The sequence below is a fragment of the Nocardia sp. alder85J genome (genome assembly GCF_020176955.2).
Lineage (GTDB): Bacteria > Actinomycetota > Actinomycetes > Mycobacteriales > Mycobacteriaceae > Nocardia.
Window position 1 is genome coordinate 138109 of sequence record NZ_JAIUCZ020000001.1, and the last position, 15770, is coordinate 153878.

Annotated in this window: 16 protein-coding genes and 2 pseudogenes; 8 read left to right on the forward strand and 10 right to left on the reverse strand. The window is 70.6% G+C overall.

The features are described 5' to 3' along the window. Window positions 1-118: 118 nt before the first annotated feature. The 4 genes from LBW94_RS00595 to LBW94_RS00610 all read left to right on the forward strand — a co-directional run bounded on the left by LBW94_RS00595 (window position 119) and on the right by LBW94_RS00610 (window position 2963). A complete protein-coding gene (locus LBW94_RS00595; RefSeq protein WP_225055993.1) occupies window positions 119-961 on the forward strand; it encodes an FAS1-like dehydratase domain-containing protein in 843 nt (280 codons plus the stop codon). Window positions 962-1007: 46 nt separating this feature from the next. Next, window positions 1008-1337, forward strand: a complete 330-nt coding sequence (gene trxA / locus LBW94_RS00600; RefSeq protein WP_416276835.1) for a thioredoxin TrxA — start codon at window positions 1008-1010, stop codon at window positions 1335-1337. A gap of 276 nt (window positions 1338-1613) precedes the next feature. Then, complete coding sequence (locus tag LBW94_RS00605; protein WP_225055990.1) at window positions 1614-2420, forward strand: DUF2637 domain-containing protein; 807 nt, start codon at window positions 1614-1616, stop codon at window positions 2418-2420. Between the two features lie 72 nt (window positions 2421-2492). Next, a complete protein-coding gene (locus LBW94_RS00610; RefSeq protein WP_225055988.1) occupies window positions 2493-2963 on the forward strand; it encodes a hypothetical protein in 471 nt (156 codons plus the stop codon). Between the two features lie 26 nt (window positions 2964-2989). On the opposite strand, the gene LBW94_RS00615 is transcribed toward LBW94_RS00610, so the two are convergent. Further along, a complete protein-coding gene (locus LBW94_RS00615) occupies window positions 2990-3592 on the reverse strand; it encodes a helix-turn-helix domain-containing protein (protein ID WP_225055987.1) in 603 nt (200 codons plus the stop codon). Between the two features lie 67 nt (window positions 3593-3659). Here LBW94_RS00615 and LBW94_RS00620 point away from each other — a divergent pair, with 67 nt between their 5' ends. Continuing rightward, window positions 3660-4658, forward strand: a complete 999-nt coding sequence (locus LBW94_RS00620; protein ID WP_225055985.1) for an NAD(P)/FAD-dependent oxidoreductase — start codon at window positions 3660-3662, stop codon at window positions 4656-4658. Here the strand turns inward: LBW94_RS00620 and LBW94_RS00625 are convergent. Beyond that, a complete protein-coding gene (locus LBW94_RS00625) occupies window positions 4621-5673 on the reverse strand; it encodes an alpha/beta hydrolase family esterase (RefSeq protein WP_266269452.1) in 1053 nt (350 codons plus the stop codon). The genes LBW94_RS00620 and LBW94_RS00625 overlap by 38 nt on opposite strands. Between LBW94_RS00625 and LBW94_RS44330 the strand changes: the two genes are divergently transcribed. Then, complete coding sequence (locus LBW94_RS44330) at window positions 5631-6107, forward strand: amidohydrolase family protein (protein ID WP_416276836.1); 477 nt, start codon at window positions 5631-5633, stop codon at window positions 6105-6107. The two genes, LBW94_RS00625 and LBW94_RS44330, sit on opposite strands and share 43 nt — an antisense overlap. Before the next feature lie 144 nt (window positions 6108-6251). On the opposite strand, the gene LBW94_RS00635 is transcribed toward LBW94_RS44330, so the two are convergent. Together LBW94_RS00635 and LBW94_RS00640 are read right to left on the reverse strand one after the other, a co-directional pair. Continuing rightward, window positions 6252-6722 (reverse strand): nuclear transport factor 2 family protein, encoded by a 471-nt coding sequence (locus LBW94_RS00635; protein WP_225055981.1) that lies wholly within the window; start codon window positions 6720-6722, stop codon window positions 6252-6254. Window positions 6723-6861: 139 nt separating this feature from the next. Continuing rightward, a pseudogene (locus tag LBW94_RS00640) lies at window positions 6862-7191 on the reverse strand (winged helix-turn-helix transcriptional regulator); the annotation flags it as partial. On the opposite strand from LBW94_RS00640, the pseudogene LBW94_RS00645 reads away from it, so the two are divergent. Beyond that, window positions 7191-7511: pseudogene (locus LBW94_RS00645) on the forward strand (aldo/keto reductase); the annotation flags it as partial. The pseudogenes LBW94_RS00640 and LBW94_RS00645 sit on opposite strands and share 1 nt — an antisense overlap. Window positions 7512-7514: 3 nt before the next feature. Here the strand turns inward: LBW94_RS00645 and LBW94_RS00650 are convergent. The 4 genes from LBW94_RS00650 to LBW94_RS00665 all read right to left on the reverse strand — a co-directional run bounded on the left by LBW94_RS00650 (window position 7515) and on the right by LBW94_RS00665 (window position 13034). After that, a complete protein-coding gene (locus LBW94_RS00650; RefSeq protein ID WP_225056206.1) occupies window positions 7515-8552 on the reverse strand; it encodes an enoyl-CoA hydratase/isomerase family protein in 1038 nt (345 codons plus the stop codon). 241 nt (window positions 8553-8793) lie between these two features. Continuing rightward, a complete protein-coding gene (locus LBW94_RS00655; RefSeq protein WP_225055979.1) occupies window positions 8794-10230 on the reverse strand; it encodes a FadD3 family acyl-CoA ligase in 1437 nt (478 codons plus the stop codon). A gap of 14 nt (window positions 10231-10244) precedes the next feature. Beyond that, window positions 10245-11429, reverse strand: a complete 1185-nt coding sequence (locus LBW94_RS00660) for an amidohydrolase family protein (protein WP_225055977.1) — start codon at window positions 11427-11429, stop codon at window positions 10245-10247. A 66-nt stretch (window positions 11430-11495) separates the two neighbouring features. Then, window positions 11496-13034 carry an AMP-binding protein gene (locus LBW94_RS00665; protein ID WP_225055975.1) on the reverse strand — a complete coding sequence of 513 codons (1539 nt, stop codon included), beginning with the start codon at window positions 13032-13034 and terminating at the stop codon, window positions 11496-11498. 149 nt (window positions 13035-13183) lie between these two features. Here LBW94_RS00665 and LBW94_RS00670 point away from each other — a divergent pair, with 149 nt between their 5' ends. Beyond that, window positions 13184-13906 (forward strand): enoyl-CoA hydratase/isomerase family protein, encoded by a 723-nt coding sequence (locus tag LBW94_RS00670; protein ID WP_225055973.1) that lies wholly within the window; start codon window positions 13184-13186, stop codon window positions 13904-13906. A 91-nt stretch (window positions 13907-13997) separates the two neighbouring features. On the opposite strand, the gene LBW94_RS00675 is transcribed toward LBW94_RS00670, so the two are convergent. Next, window positions 13998-14330, reverse strand: a complete 333-nt coding sequence (locus tag LBW94_RS00675; protein ID WP_225055971.1) for a hypothetical protein — start codon at window positions 14328-14330, stop codon at window positions 13998-14000. 128 nt (window positions 14331-14458) lie between these two features. After that, window positions 14459-15676, reverse strand: a complete 1218-nt coding sequence (locus LBW94_RS00680) for an MFS transporter (RefSeq protein WP_255633943.1) — start codon at window positions 15674-15676, stop codon at window positions 14459-14461. Window positions 15677-15770 lie beyond the last annotated feature (94 nt).

Below are 15770 nucleotides of genomic sequence, written 5' to 3' on the forward strand. Positions count from 1 at the left end.
GGGCCCGGCGGGCCGTCGGTCACGCTGGAGTGGTGGCCGGGTGCGGCATGACGGCGCGGTGCTCGCCGGGCCGCGGCCGGATTCGGCGTGCGGTGAACGAATGGTGAAGGAGGACAGGGTGGTTCAGGCAGGCGACGTGGGAGGTACAGCGGTGCCCGAGGTGGTCGAGCGCAGCGAGGTGTTGCTGCCCGGTCCGGCGCAGGCGCTGGCGGGGCTGCTCGGGGTGACGCCGCCGCAGGCGGAACTGCCGCTGCTGTGGCACTGGATCTATCTGCTGGACCGGCCCGCACAGGCCGATCTGGGCCCCGACGGCCACCCGATCCGCAACACCGCACCGGCCCCGCCCGGGCCGGGCCGGCGGCGGATGTGGGCCGGCGGCCGGGTCGTCTCGCACGCGCCGCTGCGGCTCGGCGAGGAGGCCACCCGGCGCACCGAAGTGCTGGAGGTGAAGGACAAGCAGGGCCGCTCCGGGCCGCTGACCTTCCTCACCGTCGGTCATCGGATCAGTCAGGGCGGCCGGCTGGTGGTCGAGGAACGCCAGGACATCGTGTACCGGGAGGCGGCGAGCGGACCGCGGCAGGACACGGCCGAGGCCGTCGCGGAGGTGCCGGTCGGTCCGGACGAATGGGCGATCGAGACCTCGCCGACCCTGCTGTTCCGCTATTCGGCGCTCACCTACAACGCGCACCGCATCCACTACGACCGGGACTACGCACGCGATGTCGAGGGCTATCCCGGCCTGCTGGTGCACGGCCCGTTGCAGGCGGTCGCGATGGCCGAGCTGGCCCGCGCTCGCGGGGCGTCCGGCAACCTGGACTTCGACTATCGGCTGCGCACACCGCTGTTCGACCATCAGGGCCTGATCATCGGCCTCACCGAGAACGACGGGGAGACCACGGTCGTCGCCCGCGACCGGACCGGACGGGAGACGGCCTCCGGCACCCTGCGCAAGGCGGGCTGAGGCGGCCCGACCGGGTCCGCGGCCGATCACGCTCACCTACCATGGAGTGATGTCCGATAAGATCTCGCACGTGACCGACGGTTCCTTCGAATCGGAGGTGCTCCAGGCCGAGGGACCGGTTCTGGTCGACTTCTGGGCGGAGTGGTGCCCGCCGTGCAAGGCGGTCGCACCGATCCTCGACGAGATCGCCGAGGAGCTCGACGGCCGGGTCACCATCGTCAAGGTCGACGTCGACGCGAATCCGGCCACGCCCGGCAAGTACGGCATACAGGGCATTCCGACCATGTTGCTGTTCAAGAAGGGTGAGGTCGCCGCCACGCAGGTGGGCGCCGCGCCCAAGGGGCAGCTGATCGAATTTCTCGAGAGCAATATCTGATCCCGTCGCCTCCGCCGCGGCGGCCGGACTCGGTCGCCGTCGTGGGGGCGTCGGCCGCGCCGAGCGGTAACAGCTTGCGGCGCAACGCATCCGGAACTCCGAGACCGGTTGTTCCGATCGGCCACGGCCGGTGTCCGGAAGGCATTCGGCGCGTTCGTTTCTCGACGTGCGGGAGTGTGAAAAGTCCGGCGCCACGGGCGAATCGGACTTATGGGATGCCGACACAGTATCCGCGCTGAATCGTTTGCGGGGAATTGGCCGTTAGGCTGTTCGCCCATGACCCCCATCGGTTCCGAGAGTGGTGACAATGTCGACGAGCAGAGTGCGGGAGAGGTGCATCGTCGCAGCTTGTTGTCTCGGTTCCGGGGTTTCCGGCCGGGGCCGCTGCACGCCTCGGTCATAGTTTCCTGCGTTGTTGCGGTCAAATCGTTCGCAATGTCCTTCGCGGCCCTGCACAGTCTCGCGATCCGCAACTTCGTGCCGCCCGATCTGGCCGCCAACGTGCCGACCGCCGTCGACGGGCTGATGGTCGGTTCCGTCATCGCCACCGCGTTCTTCCATCGCCGCAGTGCGGGCTGGTGGTACGCCGTGGCGCTGTTCGTCCTGTCGACGCTGGTCTCGGTGGCCGGAAACATCGAGTACGCCCGCGAGATCGGCGGCGACGGCGTGGCGGTCGCGATCCACGCGGGGATGCCGCTGACGATGATGTTCGCGGTACACCTGACCCTGCTGCTGTGGAACAACGGCAAACAGGAAGGCCGCGAGTGGGTTTCCGGTCCCGAGGCGGCCCCGGCCGTCGCGGGTGCCGGTCCGGTCGGCGCCGGTCCGGCGCCGGCCGCTGCCGCTGCGCCGCCGACGGTCGTCGGTGTCGCGCCGACCGTCGTCACGGCGGCACCGACCATCGTCGAGGCCGAGACCGTGCAACTGGTTCCGGTCGATCCGTTCCTGGAGAGTGTGGCCGGGCATCTGCGCAATTTCGAACCGGCGCAGCGAATTGCCACGCGGCATTTCGAACCCGGCGCGGCCGACATCCAGTTCCCCGCCGGTCCCCGCTACCAACCGCGGGCCGGTGAGCGCGTCTGAGCTTGTCGCCCCGGACGCGTACCGTAATCCGAAGTTCTTCCGTCACTGTCGAATTCGTCAAATGGAGTGAGCATGCCCGCAGCGATGTGTCAGAACCTGGATGTGAATCAGTTCCGCGAGGTGGCGGGACGATTGGCATCGATCATTCAGAACAGCCCGGATCGGACCGCCGCGCTGAACCGATTCGTGGAGGCGGTGTCCGACGCGGACGTGTTCACCGACATGGTGATCAGCTACGCCGGCCGCTGGCTCGCCGAGACCAGCGGGCAGTCCGTGCTGATCGGCCCGGAGATGTTCTGGCAGTTGTCCTCTCCCGACACCCGCGCCACCGGACTGGTCGGCGACGGGGGCTGCGCCGACAACGGCTGCGGTGAGCGCAGCCGGAAGATGCTGCTGGTCTGCGTGCTGGAGGGCCTGGCGCAGAACCACTGGCATCCCTCCGGCGTGTCCGAGCACCGCGCGCCCGCGAGCATGCTCACCGATCCCCGGCTCGGCGCGGGCGGACTGCTGGATCACCGGATGGCGACCAACGGCGTCGGCTGACGGTCGCCCGCGGCTGCGGGTGGCGATCAGTCGGAGTCCGCGGGTGGTGGTCCGGCGTTCTTCGGGCGAGCGCGGAAATGGGCGCGCTCGCCCTGGGACCCGAAGAGGCTGAGGAATTCGACCGGTTCGTCGGAGGCGGCGCCGAACCAGTGCGGCAGCCGGGTGTCGAATTCCGCGGCCTCGCCGGGCACCAGGATGTGGTCGTGGTCGGCGAGGATCAGCCGCAGCCGGCCGTTGAGGACGTACAGCCATTCGTAGCCCTCGTGGGTGCGCGGTTCGGGGGAGCGGCGCAGGCCCGGCGGAATGATCATCTTGTACGCCTGGATGCCGCCCGCGCGGCGGGTCAGCGGAATCATCGTGAGCCCGTGCCGGGTGAGCGGGCGCATGTGCACGCGCGGATCGCCGGTCGGCGGCGCGTCCACCAGTTCGTCGAGGGTGACGCCGTGCGCGCGGGCCAGCGGCAGCAGTTGTTCCAGGGTGGGCCGCCGGCCACCGGACTCCAGCCGCGACAGCGTGCTGACCGAGATTCCGGTGGCGGCCGAGAGCTCGGCGAGGGTGGCCTCGCGCTGGATGCGCAGCGCCCGCAGCCGCGGCCCCACGGCATCCAGCGTCCGATCGAAGTCCTCCATGCCCGACAGTTTGCCACAACGGCAAATCTGTTTGCCATTCTGGCGGGTGGGTCGGCATGGTGGGCACATGACGAACGACAGTTGTGACGCGGTGGTGATCGGCGGCGGGGCCGCGGGCCTCAACGGGGCCCTGATGCTGGCCCGGTCCCGGCGCTCGGTGCTGGTGATCGATGCGGGCGCCCCGCGCAACGCCCCCGCCGGCGCGGTCCGCGGCCTGTTCGCCCGCGACGGGGTCTCGCCCGCGGAGTTGACCGGACGTGGCCGCGACGAGGTCCGCCACTACGGCGGTGAGCTGACCACCGGCGAGGTCACGACCGTGACCGGTGCGATCGGTGAGTTCACCGTCCATCTCGCGGACGGCCGTACGGTCCGGGCGCGGCGGCTGCTGGTCGCCACCGGGCTGGTCGACGAACTCCCCGGCGTGCCCGGCCTGCGCGAACGCTGGGGCCGCGACGTGGTGCACTGCCCGTACTGCCACGGCTGGGAGCATCGCGACGAGGCGATCGGCGTGCTGGCCTCCGGGCCGATCGCGATGCACGCGGCGCTGCTGTGGCGGCAGCTCAGCGCCGACGTCGTGGTGTTCACCGGTGACGGCGACGCGCCGGACGATCCGGAACGACTGGCGGCCCTGGGGATCCGCGTGGTCCCCGGCGCGGTCGCCGCCGCCGAGATCACCGGCGACCGCCTGACCGGAGTGCGCCTGGCCGATGGCACCCTCGTCAGCCGGGACGCGCTGGCGGTGCCGACCCGGATGGTCGCCCGCACCGCATTCCTCGCCGACCTGGGCCTGCACCCCGTCCCGCACCCCAGCGGCATGGGCGAACATCTCCCCGCGGACCCCTTCGGCCGCAGCGATGTCCCCGGAGTGTGGCTGGCGGGCAATGTGACCGACCTGTCCGCCCAGGTCGGCAACGCCGCGGCGGCCGGTGCGACGGCCGGCGCCCACATCAACGCCGACCTGGTCACCGAGGACGCCGACCGCGCGGTCGCCGAGTACCGGGCCCGAGCCGCCGCCCCGGCCCGAGCGACTACGGCAGCGGGTGCGCCTGGAAGAAGTCCCAGATGATCGCGTCGGCGCTGATCGACTGGGTGGTGCTGCCGGTGAGCGGTTCCGGGCTGGCGAAGGAACTGCCCGGCCAGGTGTGGCCGCCGCCGAGGACCGAATAGAGTTCGACGGTTCCGGCCGGCGGGCAGGGGTAGGTGGTCAGGTCGACATCGCGGGTGACGTGTTGCTCGGTGGGGGCGTCACCGCAGCCGTTGCGCCGGGCCCAGGCGGTCGCGATATCCGGAATGCTCTGTGGCCCGGGGCCGTCCACGCCCGGGCCGCCGGGCTGCTGCCGCACCGCCGATCCGCTGCCGTCCGGCGAGGGCAGGTAGCGGGCGTTCGGGCCGATGCCGCCGGTGTAGGCGATGATCGGGTCGGAGGTGCCGTGGAAGGCGACGATCGGCACCGGCCGGGTCGGGTGGCACCACTGGAAGTCCTGCAATCCGGCCACCGGCGCCACCGCCGCGATCCGATCCGAGAGCCGGCACGCCAGTGCGGAACTGGTGAAGGCGCCCATCGACAGCCCGGCGGCGTACACCCGGCGCTGATCCACGCATTGCGTCGATTCCACCTGGGTGAGCAGAGTCGAGAGCCAATCGACATCGGGCTGCCCCGGGGTGAAATCCCAACGGGGGAAACCGGGTTCGTCCAGCTGCGGGGTGATCGTGAGGAAGCCGTGGGTGCTGCCGAACTCACCCAGCCCGCTGCTGGTGCGCTGGATCTCCGCCGGCTCCAGATAACCGTGCAGATCGAGGACCAGCGGCAGCGGCCCGGTGGCGCCGGCCGGCACATCGAGGATGTAGTGCCCGCTCTGCCCGCCGGAGGCGAACGGCAGCGTGGACGACCCGGGCGCGGTCCGGTCCGGCGTGGCGCACCCCGCCGAGGCGACGGCCGCCGCCTCCGCGTGCGCCGCCGGGACCGAACCGGTGCCGAACGCCGCCACGGCCGCCGCGACGGCAGCGAGCGCCCCCACGACCTGCCGCAAGCGGTGCGGTGCGCCGCTGCGCCGCAAGGGAATCGAATTCATGGTGGTCATGCTGCCACCCGCCCCCGCCGCGGTTCTCCGGATCCCCGCTGTTTGGGGCCGATCACAATGGATCACCACCGCGCGCGCCCAACACCCTGGCCGACCTGCGCACGTATCACGCGCTGGCGCAACGCTTCCCGTCGGTCCCGGTGATCGTCGGCGCCTTCGGCGGCCTGCACGCCGTGGACCTGGTCGACCTGGCTGCCACCTGCCCCACTCTTTACCTCGACCTGTCCAGTGCCGTACAGACATTCGCCGTCACCGCCGCCGCCCGCACCGTCCCCACACAGTGCCTCTTCGGCTCCAACACCCCCTACGGTGATGTCGTCGCCGCCCGGCACACGGTGGAATCCGCCGTCGGCGACCCCGCCGTCCGTCACCTGATCTTCGACGAGAACGCCAGCCGCCTGCTGGATCACGCCGCTGCTGCCACCACGGCGTGACCGCGCGGGATCGGTCGCCGCCTGCCGAGGGTGGTCGTGGGTCACCGCGACGGAAGTGCGTTCGCCGGCCGCCGAGCGGTCCGGAAACGGTGGCGGCGGCGAATCCCGCTCGCTCGGCCCCCGGCGAACCCGACCGGCCGGTGGTCAGCCCCGATCGTGCTGTGCCGGGGCGGCTTTCAATGGCTGCCCGCGCAGGTGGCGGCTCAGATCGCCGATCAGGTGGATGTGCACCCGGCGCCGCGCGAAACGCCATTGCCCGCCGATACATTCGAACCGGTCCCGGTACCGCCCCGCCGCGATCGGTTGCAGCGGCAGCTCGGCCACGGCCTGGAAGACGGTGACGTAGGAGCGCGCCGTCGCGGTCTCCGCCGCCTCGCCGACGTCGACGGCGATATTGGTGGTCACGTGATGGGTGCGCGGGGTGCCGTCGTCGTACAGGATCACCGTGCTCCGTAGCATCTGCTCGACCGCCGCCGCCCCGGCCGCCGATCCGCCGCTCCCGATGAACACCGCGTCGGCGAACAGTGCGCCGACTCCGGCGAAATCGCCGGTGTCGACCAACTCCGCGTACGTCGCGATCAGGTTCGTCACGGCGGTCGTCGCATGTGCGCTCATGTCCCCGAGCCTATTCCGTGGCAGCCCGGCGATCGAGCCGATCGGCACTCGGTGCGCGCGGCCGTCCGTGGACCCTCCGCTCGGACCGGGGCAATCGCAGGGGCGCAGCCGATTCCGGCTCGGATCGAGCGAGATGCGTTCACCCGATCCGGGAGTCGTAGTCCGCGCGGTGGGCCGGCACCTCGTCCATGTTCTGCTCGGCCCACGCCTTGACCCCGCGCAGCATCCGGTGCAACGACAGGCCCAGATCGGTCAGCTCGTAGGAGACCGTGACGGGCACGGTCGCGATCACCTCGCGGGTGATCAGGCCGTCGCGTTCCAGGGAGCGCAGGGTCTGGGTGAGCATCTTCTGACTGATGCCGGCCAGGCGCCGGGACAGCTCCGAGTAGCGGATCGCGTGGGGCTCGCCGGTGCAGTCGCCGATGGTTCCGGACGCGCCGTCGCTGCCCAGTGCGGACAGGATCAGGGTGCGTGCAGAACCTGTACAACCTCGCCCACCGGCACGACGACGACCTGATCGACCGGCTCGCCGCCGAGCACATCGCCTACGTGCCCTTCTTCCCGCTGGGCGGCTTCGGCCCGCTCCAGTCGGCGACGCTGTCGGCGGTGGCCGCCCGGCTGGACGCGAGCCCGATGTCCGTCGCGCTGGCCTGGCTGCTGCGGCGGTCGCCGAACATCCTGCTGATCCCCGGCACCTCGTCGGTGGCCCATCTCCGGGAGAATCTGGCGGGTGCCGGAATGGCGTTGTCCGGCAAGGAGATCGAGGAACTGGACCGCATCGGCCGCTAGGCGTCAGTTGTCCTCGAGCCGGTCCACCAGGCCCCAGCGCAGGGCGGCGGCGGCGGGCAGGGGAGTGCCGGTGAGCATCAGCCAGGCGGCGCGCCAGCGGCCGATGCGGCGGGGGATGCTGACCGTGCCGCCCGCGCCGGGGACCAGGCCCATCCGGATCTCGGGCAGGCGCAGCACGGTGCCGGGCGCGGCGATCACCGTGCCCGCGAAGGCCGCCATCTCGGCGCCGGCACCGATGCAGGGGCCGTGGATCCGGGCGGTCACCCGGTCGGCCAGCTGATCGATGATCCGCCACGGCGCCCGGTCCACCCGGACCAGATAGGCGGCGACCAGGTCGGTGGCCGTGCCGAATTCGTCGAGGTCGCCGCCGCTACAGAAGGCCGGGCCGTTGCCGCGCAGGGTGACCGCGCCGATCGTGGGGTCGGCTTCGGCCACGGTCAGGGCGGCCAGCAGCTGCTCGCGCAGCCGCATGCTGAGCGCGTTGCGGCGCTGCGGATGGTCCAGCACGATGTCGAGCCGGTCGTCCTCACGGTCCACCCGGACCAGATCGGCCGCCGGCCGGGCGACCTCGCGGGCGGGGCCGCGTTCGGCCAGCCAGCGGGCGAATTCGGGGCCGCCGAGCAGCATCGAGTACACCGCGGCCTCGGCGGCGAGGGCGGGGGTGGTGGGCAGCCGGACAGTCTGCCGCAGCAGCTGGCCGCAGGCCACCGCCGCGCGCGGGGCGTAGGCGGTGACGGCGTGCAGTTCGGCCAGCGCCGCGTCGAGGTCGGCGACCGCCACCATCTGCGGCCACAGCGCCGAGGCCTGGCGGTCGGTGAGGGTGAGGGTGATCGCGGTCAGCAGCGGTCGCAGCGGTGCGACGGCGGGGCCGCGCAGGACGCCCACCACCAGTGGCAGCGCTCGTTCGACGCGGTCGGCGGCGGCCGCGACCGCCGCCGGCGATTCGTTCGCGTACCGGTCCAGGTCGATCACGACCAGCGGGCGTTGCGGCACCCCGGCTGGATCGAGGTCCAGGCCGTCGTCCTCGAATCGGCTGATCATGGTACTCACGACGTTGATTGTAGGGATCCCGGTGGCGGCACCGCCGATGGCGGGATTTCGGGTGCAGCCTACTGAACATTCCGAGGGAAATCGGGCGAATACGGCGCGGGGACGGGATCCTCGGTGACTGACAAGAGCCTCGGATCCCGTCCCGCGCCCAACCGGGTGACGCCTGCCGCCCCGAGCCGGTGGGGTTGCGTATCGGGTTGCCGGCCCGGAGCGGCCTTCCAGGTGGAAAGCGTTACCGCAGTTGGTCTTTCATCACCTTGCCGGTCGCGTTGAGCGGCAGTTCGCCGAGCAGTTCGACAGACCGGGGTACCTTGTACCCGGCCATGCGCTCCCGGCTCCAGGTGATCAGTTCTTCGGGGGTGAGGGGGCCTTTCGCGACGACGAACGCCTTGCCCACCTGCCCCATCCGGTCGTCGGGCACGCCGATCACGGCCGCCTGCGCGACCGCCGGATGTTCCAGCAGGAAGCCCTCGATCTCCGCCGGATAGGCGTTGAAGCCGCCGACGATGAACATGTCCTTCTTGCGCCCGATGATCCGGATGTGCCCGTCCTCGTCGAGGCTGCCCAGATCGCCGGTGTGCAACCAGCCGTCCGGGTCGATCGCCTCGGCGGTGGCCGCCGGATCGTCGAGGTAACCCTGCATGACGCTGTACCCGCGGACCAGCACCTCGCCGTCGTCGGCGATGCGGACCTCCACGCCGTCGCACGGGGTGCCGACGGTGGTGGCGATCTGCTCGAAGGTGTCGCCGGGCCGGGACGCGGTGGCGGTGCCGGCCTCGGTGAGCCCGTACCCGGTCATGATCGACCGGAACGGCAGTTCGTTGTGCACCCGGCGGATCAGCTCCACCGGGATGTCGGCGGCGCCGGTGACGGCCGCCCGCAGCGTCGACAGGTCGTACTTGCCCTCGGCCGCCGCCTCCAGCAGCGAGTGGTACAGCGTGGGCGGGCCGGGCAGCATGGTGATCCGCTCCCGCTCGATCAGCTCCAGCACGGTGTTCACGTCGAACACCGGGACCGGCAGCATGGTCGCGCCGCGGATGAACGAGCTGACCAGTCCGGCCTTGTACCCGAAGGTGTGGAAGAACGGGTTCACCAGCAGGTACCGGTCGCCGTGCCGCAGATCGGCGAGGTCGCACCATTCCGCGTACAGGCGCAGGGTCTGGAGGTGGTTCATCATCACGCCCTTCGGGCGCCCGGTGGTGCCCGAGGTGTAGATGATGTCGGCGGTGTCGGTGCCCGCACCGGGACGCTCGAACGGCGAGCCGGAGGCCAGGAAGTCCGACTTCAGATCGAACACCGGCACCCCGGCCGGGGTCTCGTAGGCCTGGCCGAGGAAACCCTGTTGCACCAGCACCGCTCTCGCGCCGCTGCGGCGGATCACGTCGGCGGCCTCCTCGGCCCGGAACCGGGTGTTCACCGGCACCAGCACGCCGCCCGCGACGTGCAGGCCGAAGGCGGCGACGATCCACTCCACGGAGTTCGGCGCCCACAGCGCCACCCGGTCGCCCTTGTCGATGCCCGCCGCCGCATAGGCCCCCGCCGCCCGGCGGATGCGATCCACCAGCTCGGTGTAGGTCAGCCGCAACGGGCCGTCGACGACCGCTTCGGCGTCACCGAAGCGGTCGGCGGCACTGAGGACCAGCTCGGGGATGGTCTCCCACGCTGTCATGTCGTCCTAGGTGATCAGAGGCCGAGCAGGCGGGCCAGGTTGCCGCCCATGATCTTGGCCTGGTCCTCGACGGGCAGGTGCTGGAGCATGTCGGCGAAGTGGGTCGGCTGGGCCAGGCCCTCCGGATGCGGGTAGTCGGAGCCGAACAGCACCCGGTCGACACCGATCAGGTCGATCAGGTCGGTCACGCCCTCCTCGTAGAAGGGGCTGACGTGGATGCTCTTCTTGATGGCCGCGACCGGATCCTGCATGCCGAAGCCCTCCGGCGCCTTCTTGTAGACATCGGCGAGGATGTCCAGCAGCGGCTTCAGCCACGAGGAACCGTTCTCGATCACGGCGATCTTCAGCTTCGGGTGCCGGAACAGCGCGCCGTGGCAGACCCACGAGGCCACCGTGTCCTGCACCGGCCGCCACTCGTTGACCATGCGGAAGGTGTTGGTCTGGAACGGCAGCATCTCGGAGTTGCTGCCCTCCCATTCGGCGTCGAAGCGCGCGTACCCGGAGTCCGAGGAGTGCATCGCGACCAGGATGTCGTGGTGGACGACCCGCTCCCAGAACGGATCGAACTCGGGCATCGCGAACGAGCGCGGGCCCTCGAAGCCGGGCACGGGGGCCGGGCGGACCAGGATGGCCTTGGCACCGTTGGCGACCACCCAGTCCAGCTCCTCGATCGCCTTGTCGAGGATCGGCAGCGAGATGACCGGGGTGGTGAAGATCCGGTCCTCGTAGTTGAACTTCCAGGTGTCGAGCAGCCACTCGTTGAGCGCGTGCACGACGACGTGGATCAGCTTCGGATCGTCGCGCATGCGCTCCTCGACGAGGCTGGCCAGCGTCGGGAACATCAGGGTGCGCTGCACGCCGAGCTCGTCCATCAGCTCCAGGCGCGGGCCGGGCTCGCGGAAGGCCGCGGGGGCCTTGATCGCCGCGCCGAAGATCTCGCGGCGGCTCTTGCCCTCCGGGTTGCCGTTCTTGAAGTACTCCTCCATGGCGCCGGGGGCGGCGACGACCGAGAAGGTCGGGTTGGGGATGTAGTCACTGATGACACCCCGGACCGCGATCTTGGTGCGGCCGTTGACCTGGACGTACTGGATCGCGTTCTTGTACTGATCCGGCAGGTACTTGGTCAGCGACTCCTCGGTCTCGTACAGGTGGTTGTCCGCGTCGAACAGCGGGTACGGCAACGTCGGCGCTGCGGTCATGAGATCCTCCTTCGCTTCTTGCGAGAATCCTATTCTCAATAATGAAAGGGGGCAAGAGTGTGTGCTCTAGCGTTCCCGCTGGCGGAGGGTCTCGCGGATGCGGAACTTCTGGATCTTGCCGCTGGGGGTGCGCGGGAAATCCTCGACCGCGAGGAGTTCCTCGGGCCACTTCTGCTTGGCCAGCCCCTTCTCCGCGAAGTGTGCGCGAACCTGGTCGAGCGTGGGCAGTTCGGCGCCGGGCAGCAGCCGGACCACCGCGGCGGCGTGCTCACCCAGACGCGCGTCCGGGGCCGAGACCACCGCCGCCTCGGCGACACCGGCCATGGACAGCAGCGCCTCCTCGACCTCCAGCGCGCTGATGTTCTCGCCGCCGCGGATGATCACATCCGATTTGCGGTCGGTGATCGTGAGATAGCCGTCCTCGTCCAGCACGCCGATGTCGCCGGTGTGATACCAGCCCTCGTCGTCGAACATCGTCGCCGTCAGCTCGTCGTCCAGGTAGCCCAGGCACAGGTCCGGCCCGCGGCTGAGGATCTCGCCCTCGTCGGTGAGCCGGATCTCCACGCCGGTGGAGGCGTTGCCGTCGGTGTACAGCCGCTTCTCCGCCGGCGCGGTGTACCAGGAGGCGGTGATCGACGGATGCTCGGTGGTGCCGTAGGCGCGGAACACCGTGATACCCAGCTCGGTGAGCCGCTCGGTGACCGCGACCGGGACCGCCGCGCCGCCCATCCCGGCGTACTTCATGTTGAGCAGGTGCTCCGGGGTGAAGTCGGGATGGTCCAGCACGCTGGTCATGTAGTAGGGCACGCCGCCGCCGACGATGACGTCGCGCGTGCTCATCAGCTCCAGCACCCGGCCGGGATTCCAGACGTCGAGCAGGTGGATCGGCCAGCCCCGGCGCACGGGGATGAGCAGGGCGTTGAGCATGCCGATGAAGTGGCCGACCGGGGCCCCGGTGAGCTGGCGGTCGAAGTCGCCCGGATACCGCTCGGCCAGCTGGAAGGTCTCGAAACCGAGGGTCTGGTGGCTGTGCACCACACCCTTCGGATTGCTGGTGGTGCCGGAGGTGAAGGCGATCACCGCCGGACTCGCCGGATCGGTGTGCAGCACACCGGACATCGGCTCGTCGGCGAGCAACTCGTCGAAATCGCGGCCGACCACGCCGACGATCGGCACGCTCGCGTCGAAATCGTCCTCGTAGATCCGGTTGCCGAACCGCTCCGCGCGCAGGAACACCTTCGGCCGCACGGTCTCCAGGATGTAGGAGACCTCCTTGCGGCCGTAGATGTGCACGATCGGCACCACCACCGTGCCCAGCAGCGCCGCGGCCCAGTACGCGGCGGCGGCCTCCATCCAGTTGGGGAGCTGGAAGGCGACCACGTCGCCGGGTCCGACGCCGCGCGCGTGCAGGCCGGCCGCCAGCCGCCGGGCCACCAGCTCCACGTCGCGATAGGTCCCCTGATAGGGCCGGGTGTCGGAATGCACCTCGAAGACGTTGTCCGGCGTCGCCGCCAGACCGGCGGCGAGCAGCTCACCGAGCGTGTCGGAGGTCCACCACCCCTCCGACACGTACTTCGCGGCCAGTTCTTCCGGGATCGTTCGCATAGAGTAATATTCTCATCACAGAAGAAGCTCGGTATCCAGTTCTGAGAATTAGAACGAGCGGACGAGATCGATCGAGTTGCCTCGGGCGAACCGGTTCCGGGATTTCCGGCGGTGGGCGGCCGAGACGCGGGAAGACCGGGAGAGACTGCATGGCGGACGTCGAGTTGGAGCTGGACAACGGGCTGGCGGTCATCACCATCGACCGGCCGCAGGCCCGCAACGCCATCGCCCCGACCACCATGGCGGAGCTGGAGAAGGCCCTCGACGGTGCGGCCGGGGCGCGGGCGCTGGTGCTGCGCGGCGCCGGTGATCGCGCCTTCGTCTCCGGCGGCGACCTCAAACAGCTCGCCGAGATCCGCACGCCGGCCGGCGCGGAGGAGATGGCCTGGCGGATGCGGCTGATCTGCGATCGGATCGCCGAATTCCCGGCGCCGGTCATCGCCGCGCTGAACGGGCACGCCCTCGGCGGCGGCGCGGAATTCGCCGTCGCAGCCGACATCAGGGTGGCGGCCGCCGACATCAAGATCGGTTTCAATCAGGCCGCGCTGGCCATCATGCCCGCGTGGGGCGGTCTGGAACGCCTGGTGGCACTGGTCGGCCGGGGCCGGGCGATCATGCTCGCCGGCGCCGGCACCATTCTGGAAGCGGCCGAGGCCGAACGGTTCGGCCTGGTCGACCGGGTGTTCCCGCGCGAATCCTTCGAGGAGGGCTGGCGGTCGCTGGCCCGGTCGCTGGCCACCGACTCGGTCGGCGCGATCAAGCGGGTCGCCGGTGGCGTGCCGCCCGCGGAGGCGGTCGAGGCGTTCGCCCGGCTGTGGGTGGCCGATGCCCATTGGATCGCGGCCGATCGGGTCATGAACCGCAACAAGTGACGTCGTCCGGCGCCTGCCGGACCGCCGATGGCCGCACCGGCTAATCGCCGATGCGGCCGCCGGACTTCCGCTACCCGCGCACCGGAACGGCTCAGTGCATCAGGCCGGGCAGGACACCCGCGAGGCCCGGGAGGTTGAGCAGGCCCTGGAGTCCGTTCGTGCCGGGCACCGCGCCGGGCGCGTTGCCCGCGTTCAGGCCCGGCGCGTTGCCGGTGTTCCGGGAGTTGTCCGAGCCGGCGCCCGGGGTGTTGCCGGTGTTTCGGGTGTTGTCCGAACTCGTGCCCGTGCTGTCGGAGCTCGAGCCCGGCGCGGAACCGGCGCCGGGGGCGGCCGGGTCGGCGGAGGCCACCACGGGAGCGAGCGCCAGCAGGGTGGCGGAAGCCAGCACCGCCAGTGTGGTACGCGACATGCCAGTGGAGCTCATTCGAATTCCTTCCGTGTCCAGTCGGATGAGGGAATGGATCGGATCGAGCCCGGAGCGCGTCCGAGTCTGCTGGACGGCCCGAGCAGGGTCAACCTTTCTTCATGGCCCCGGAATTCGGTCGATACCGGCTATATCGGCGTGTCGGCGACCGGCGTGGCGCCCGTCGGTGCGGCGCCGGTGCGGGCGTGGAAGAAGCGCGCGGCGAAGATCAGGACCACCGCGAACAGCAGCGGAATCGCGAAACCCGCACGGCGACTGGTGGCATCGGCCAGCCCGCCCACCACACCGCCGCCGACCAGGGTGCCCGCGTAGTTGAACAGGTTCAGCCGCGCGATCACCGCGTCCAGTCCGCGCCCCCCGGTGAGCTCGCCGACCTCGCTGAAGCACAGCGGCGCGATGACGGGCAATCCGATTCCGGCGACCAGGAATCCGATCAGGGCCGTGACGGGCCCGGGTGCGGCGACGACCACCGTCAGGCCGACCGCCCCGATCAGTGCCGACACCCGCACCACCGCGCGCGGCCCGAATCGCCGCACCCACAGGTCGCCGGTGACCCGGGTGAGCAGCGACGCGCCCTGATACGCGGCCAGCGCCAGCGCGGCGGTGGCCGAGGTCGAGGCCAGATCGTCCTTCAGGTACAGCGCCGACCAGTTGCCCACCGCCAGGTCGATCGCGAAGACCAGCGCCATCGCCACCCCGAACACGACATAGGCGCGCAGCGGCAGGATTCCGGCCCTGCCCTGCTCGCCGGGCTCCGACTCGGCCTGCCGGGTGCCGAGCAGCCGCGGCCCGAACCCCTGCCCGGCGACCAGCACCACGACCGCGGCGGTGGCCAGCGCCTCGGCGAGCGTCACATGCAGCTTCTCGCAGCCGGCGACGAACAGCGCGCCCAGGATCGACCCGGCGCTCCAGGCGCCGTAGAACGACGACAGCACGATCTTCCCGTAGCCGTGCTGGATGAACACCGCCTGCATGTTGGTGGCGGCGTCGACGATGCCGACCGCGATCCCGTAACCGCCGAGGGCCACGAACAATACGCCGGTGTTCGGCGCGAGCGCCGCGCCCAGTCCGGTGGCGGCGATGAGGCCCACGCCGATTCGCACCGCCACCCGGCTCGACCACCGCACCGCCAGCTGCTCGGCGAGCACGCTGCCCCCCGCCGCCAGCAGCGAGATCATCACGACCGCCACCAGGACCAGCGAGTCGGTGAGACGGAAGTGGTCCTTCTCCTGCGGCAGCTCGGTCAGCACCACCGCGAGGAAGAACCCTTGCAGCGCGAAAGCCACCGAATTGGCCACGCGCGCAGTGCGGAGCGGGGACGATACAGGCGTGTATGCGGACGGCATCTGCGCAGCGTAGCCGCCGATACCCGGTTCGGCGCAGCGAAGCGCCACCCCATCGGTCATAGCGGCAGGCTATCCCGGACGCCGAATACGCAGG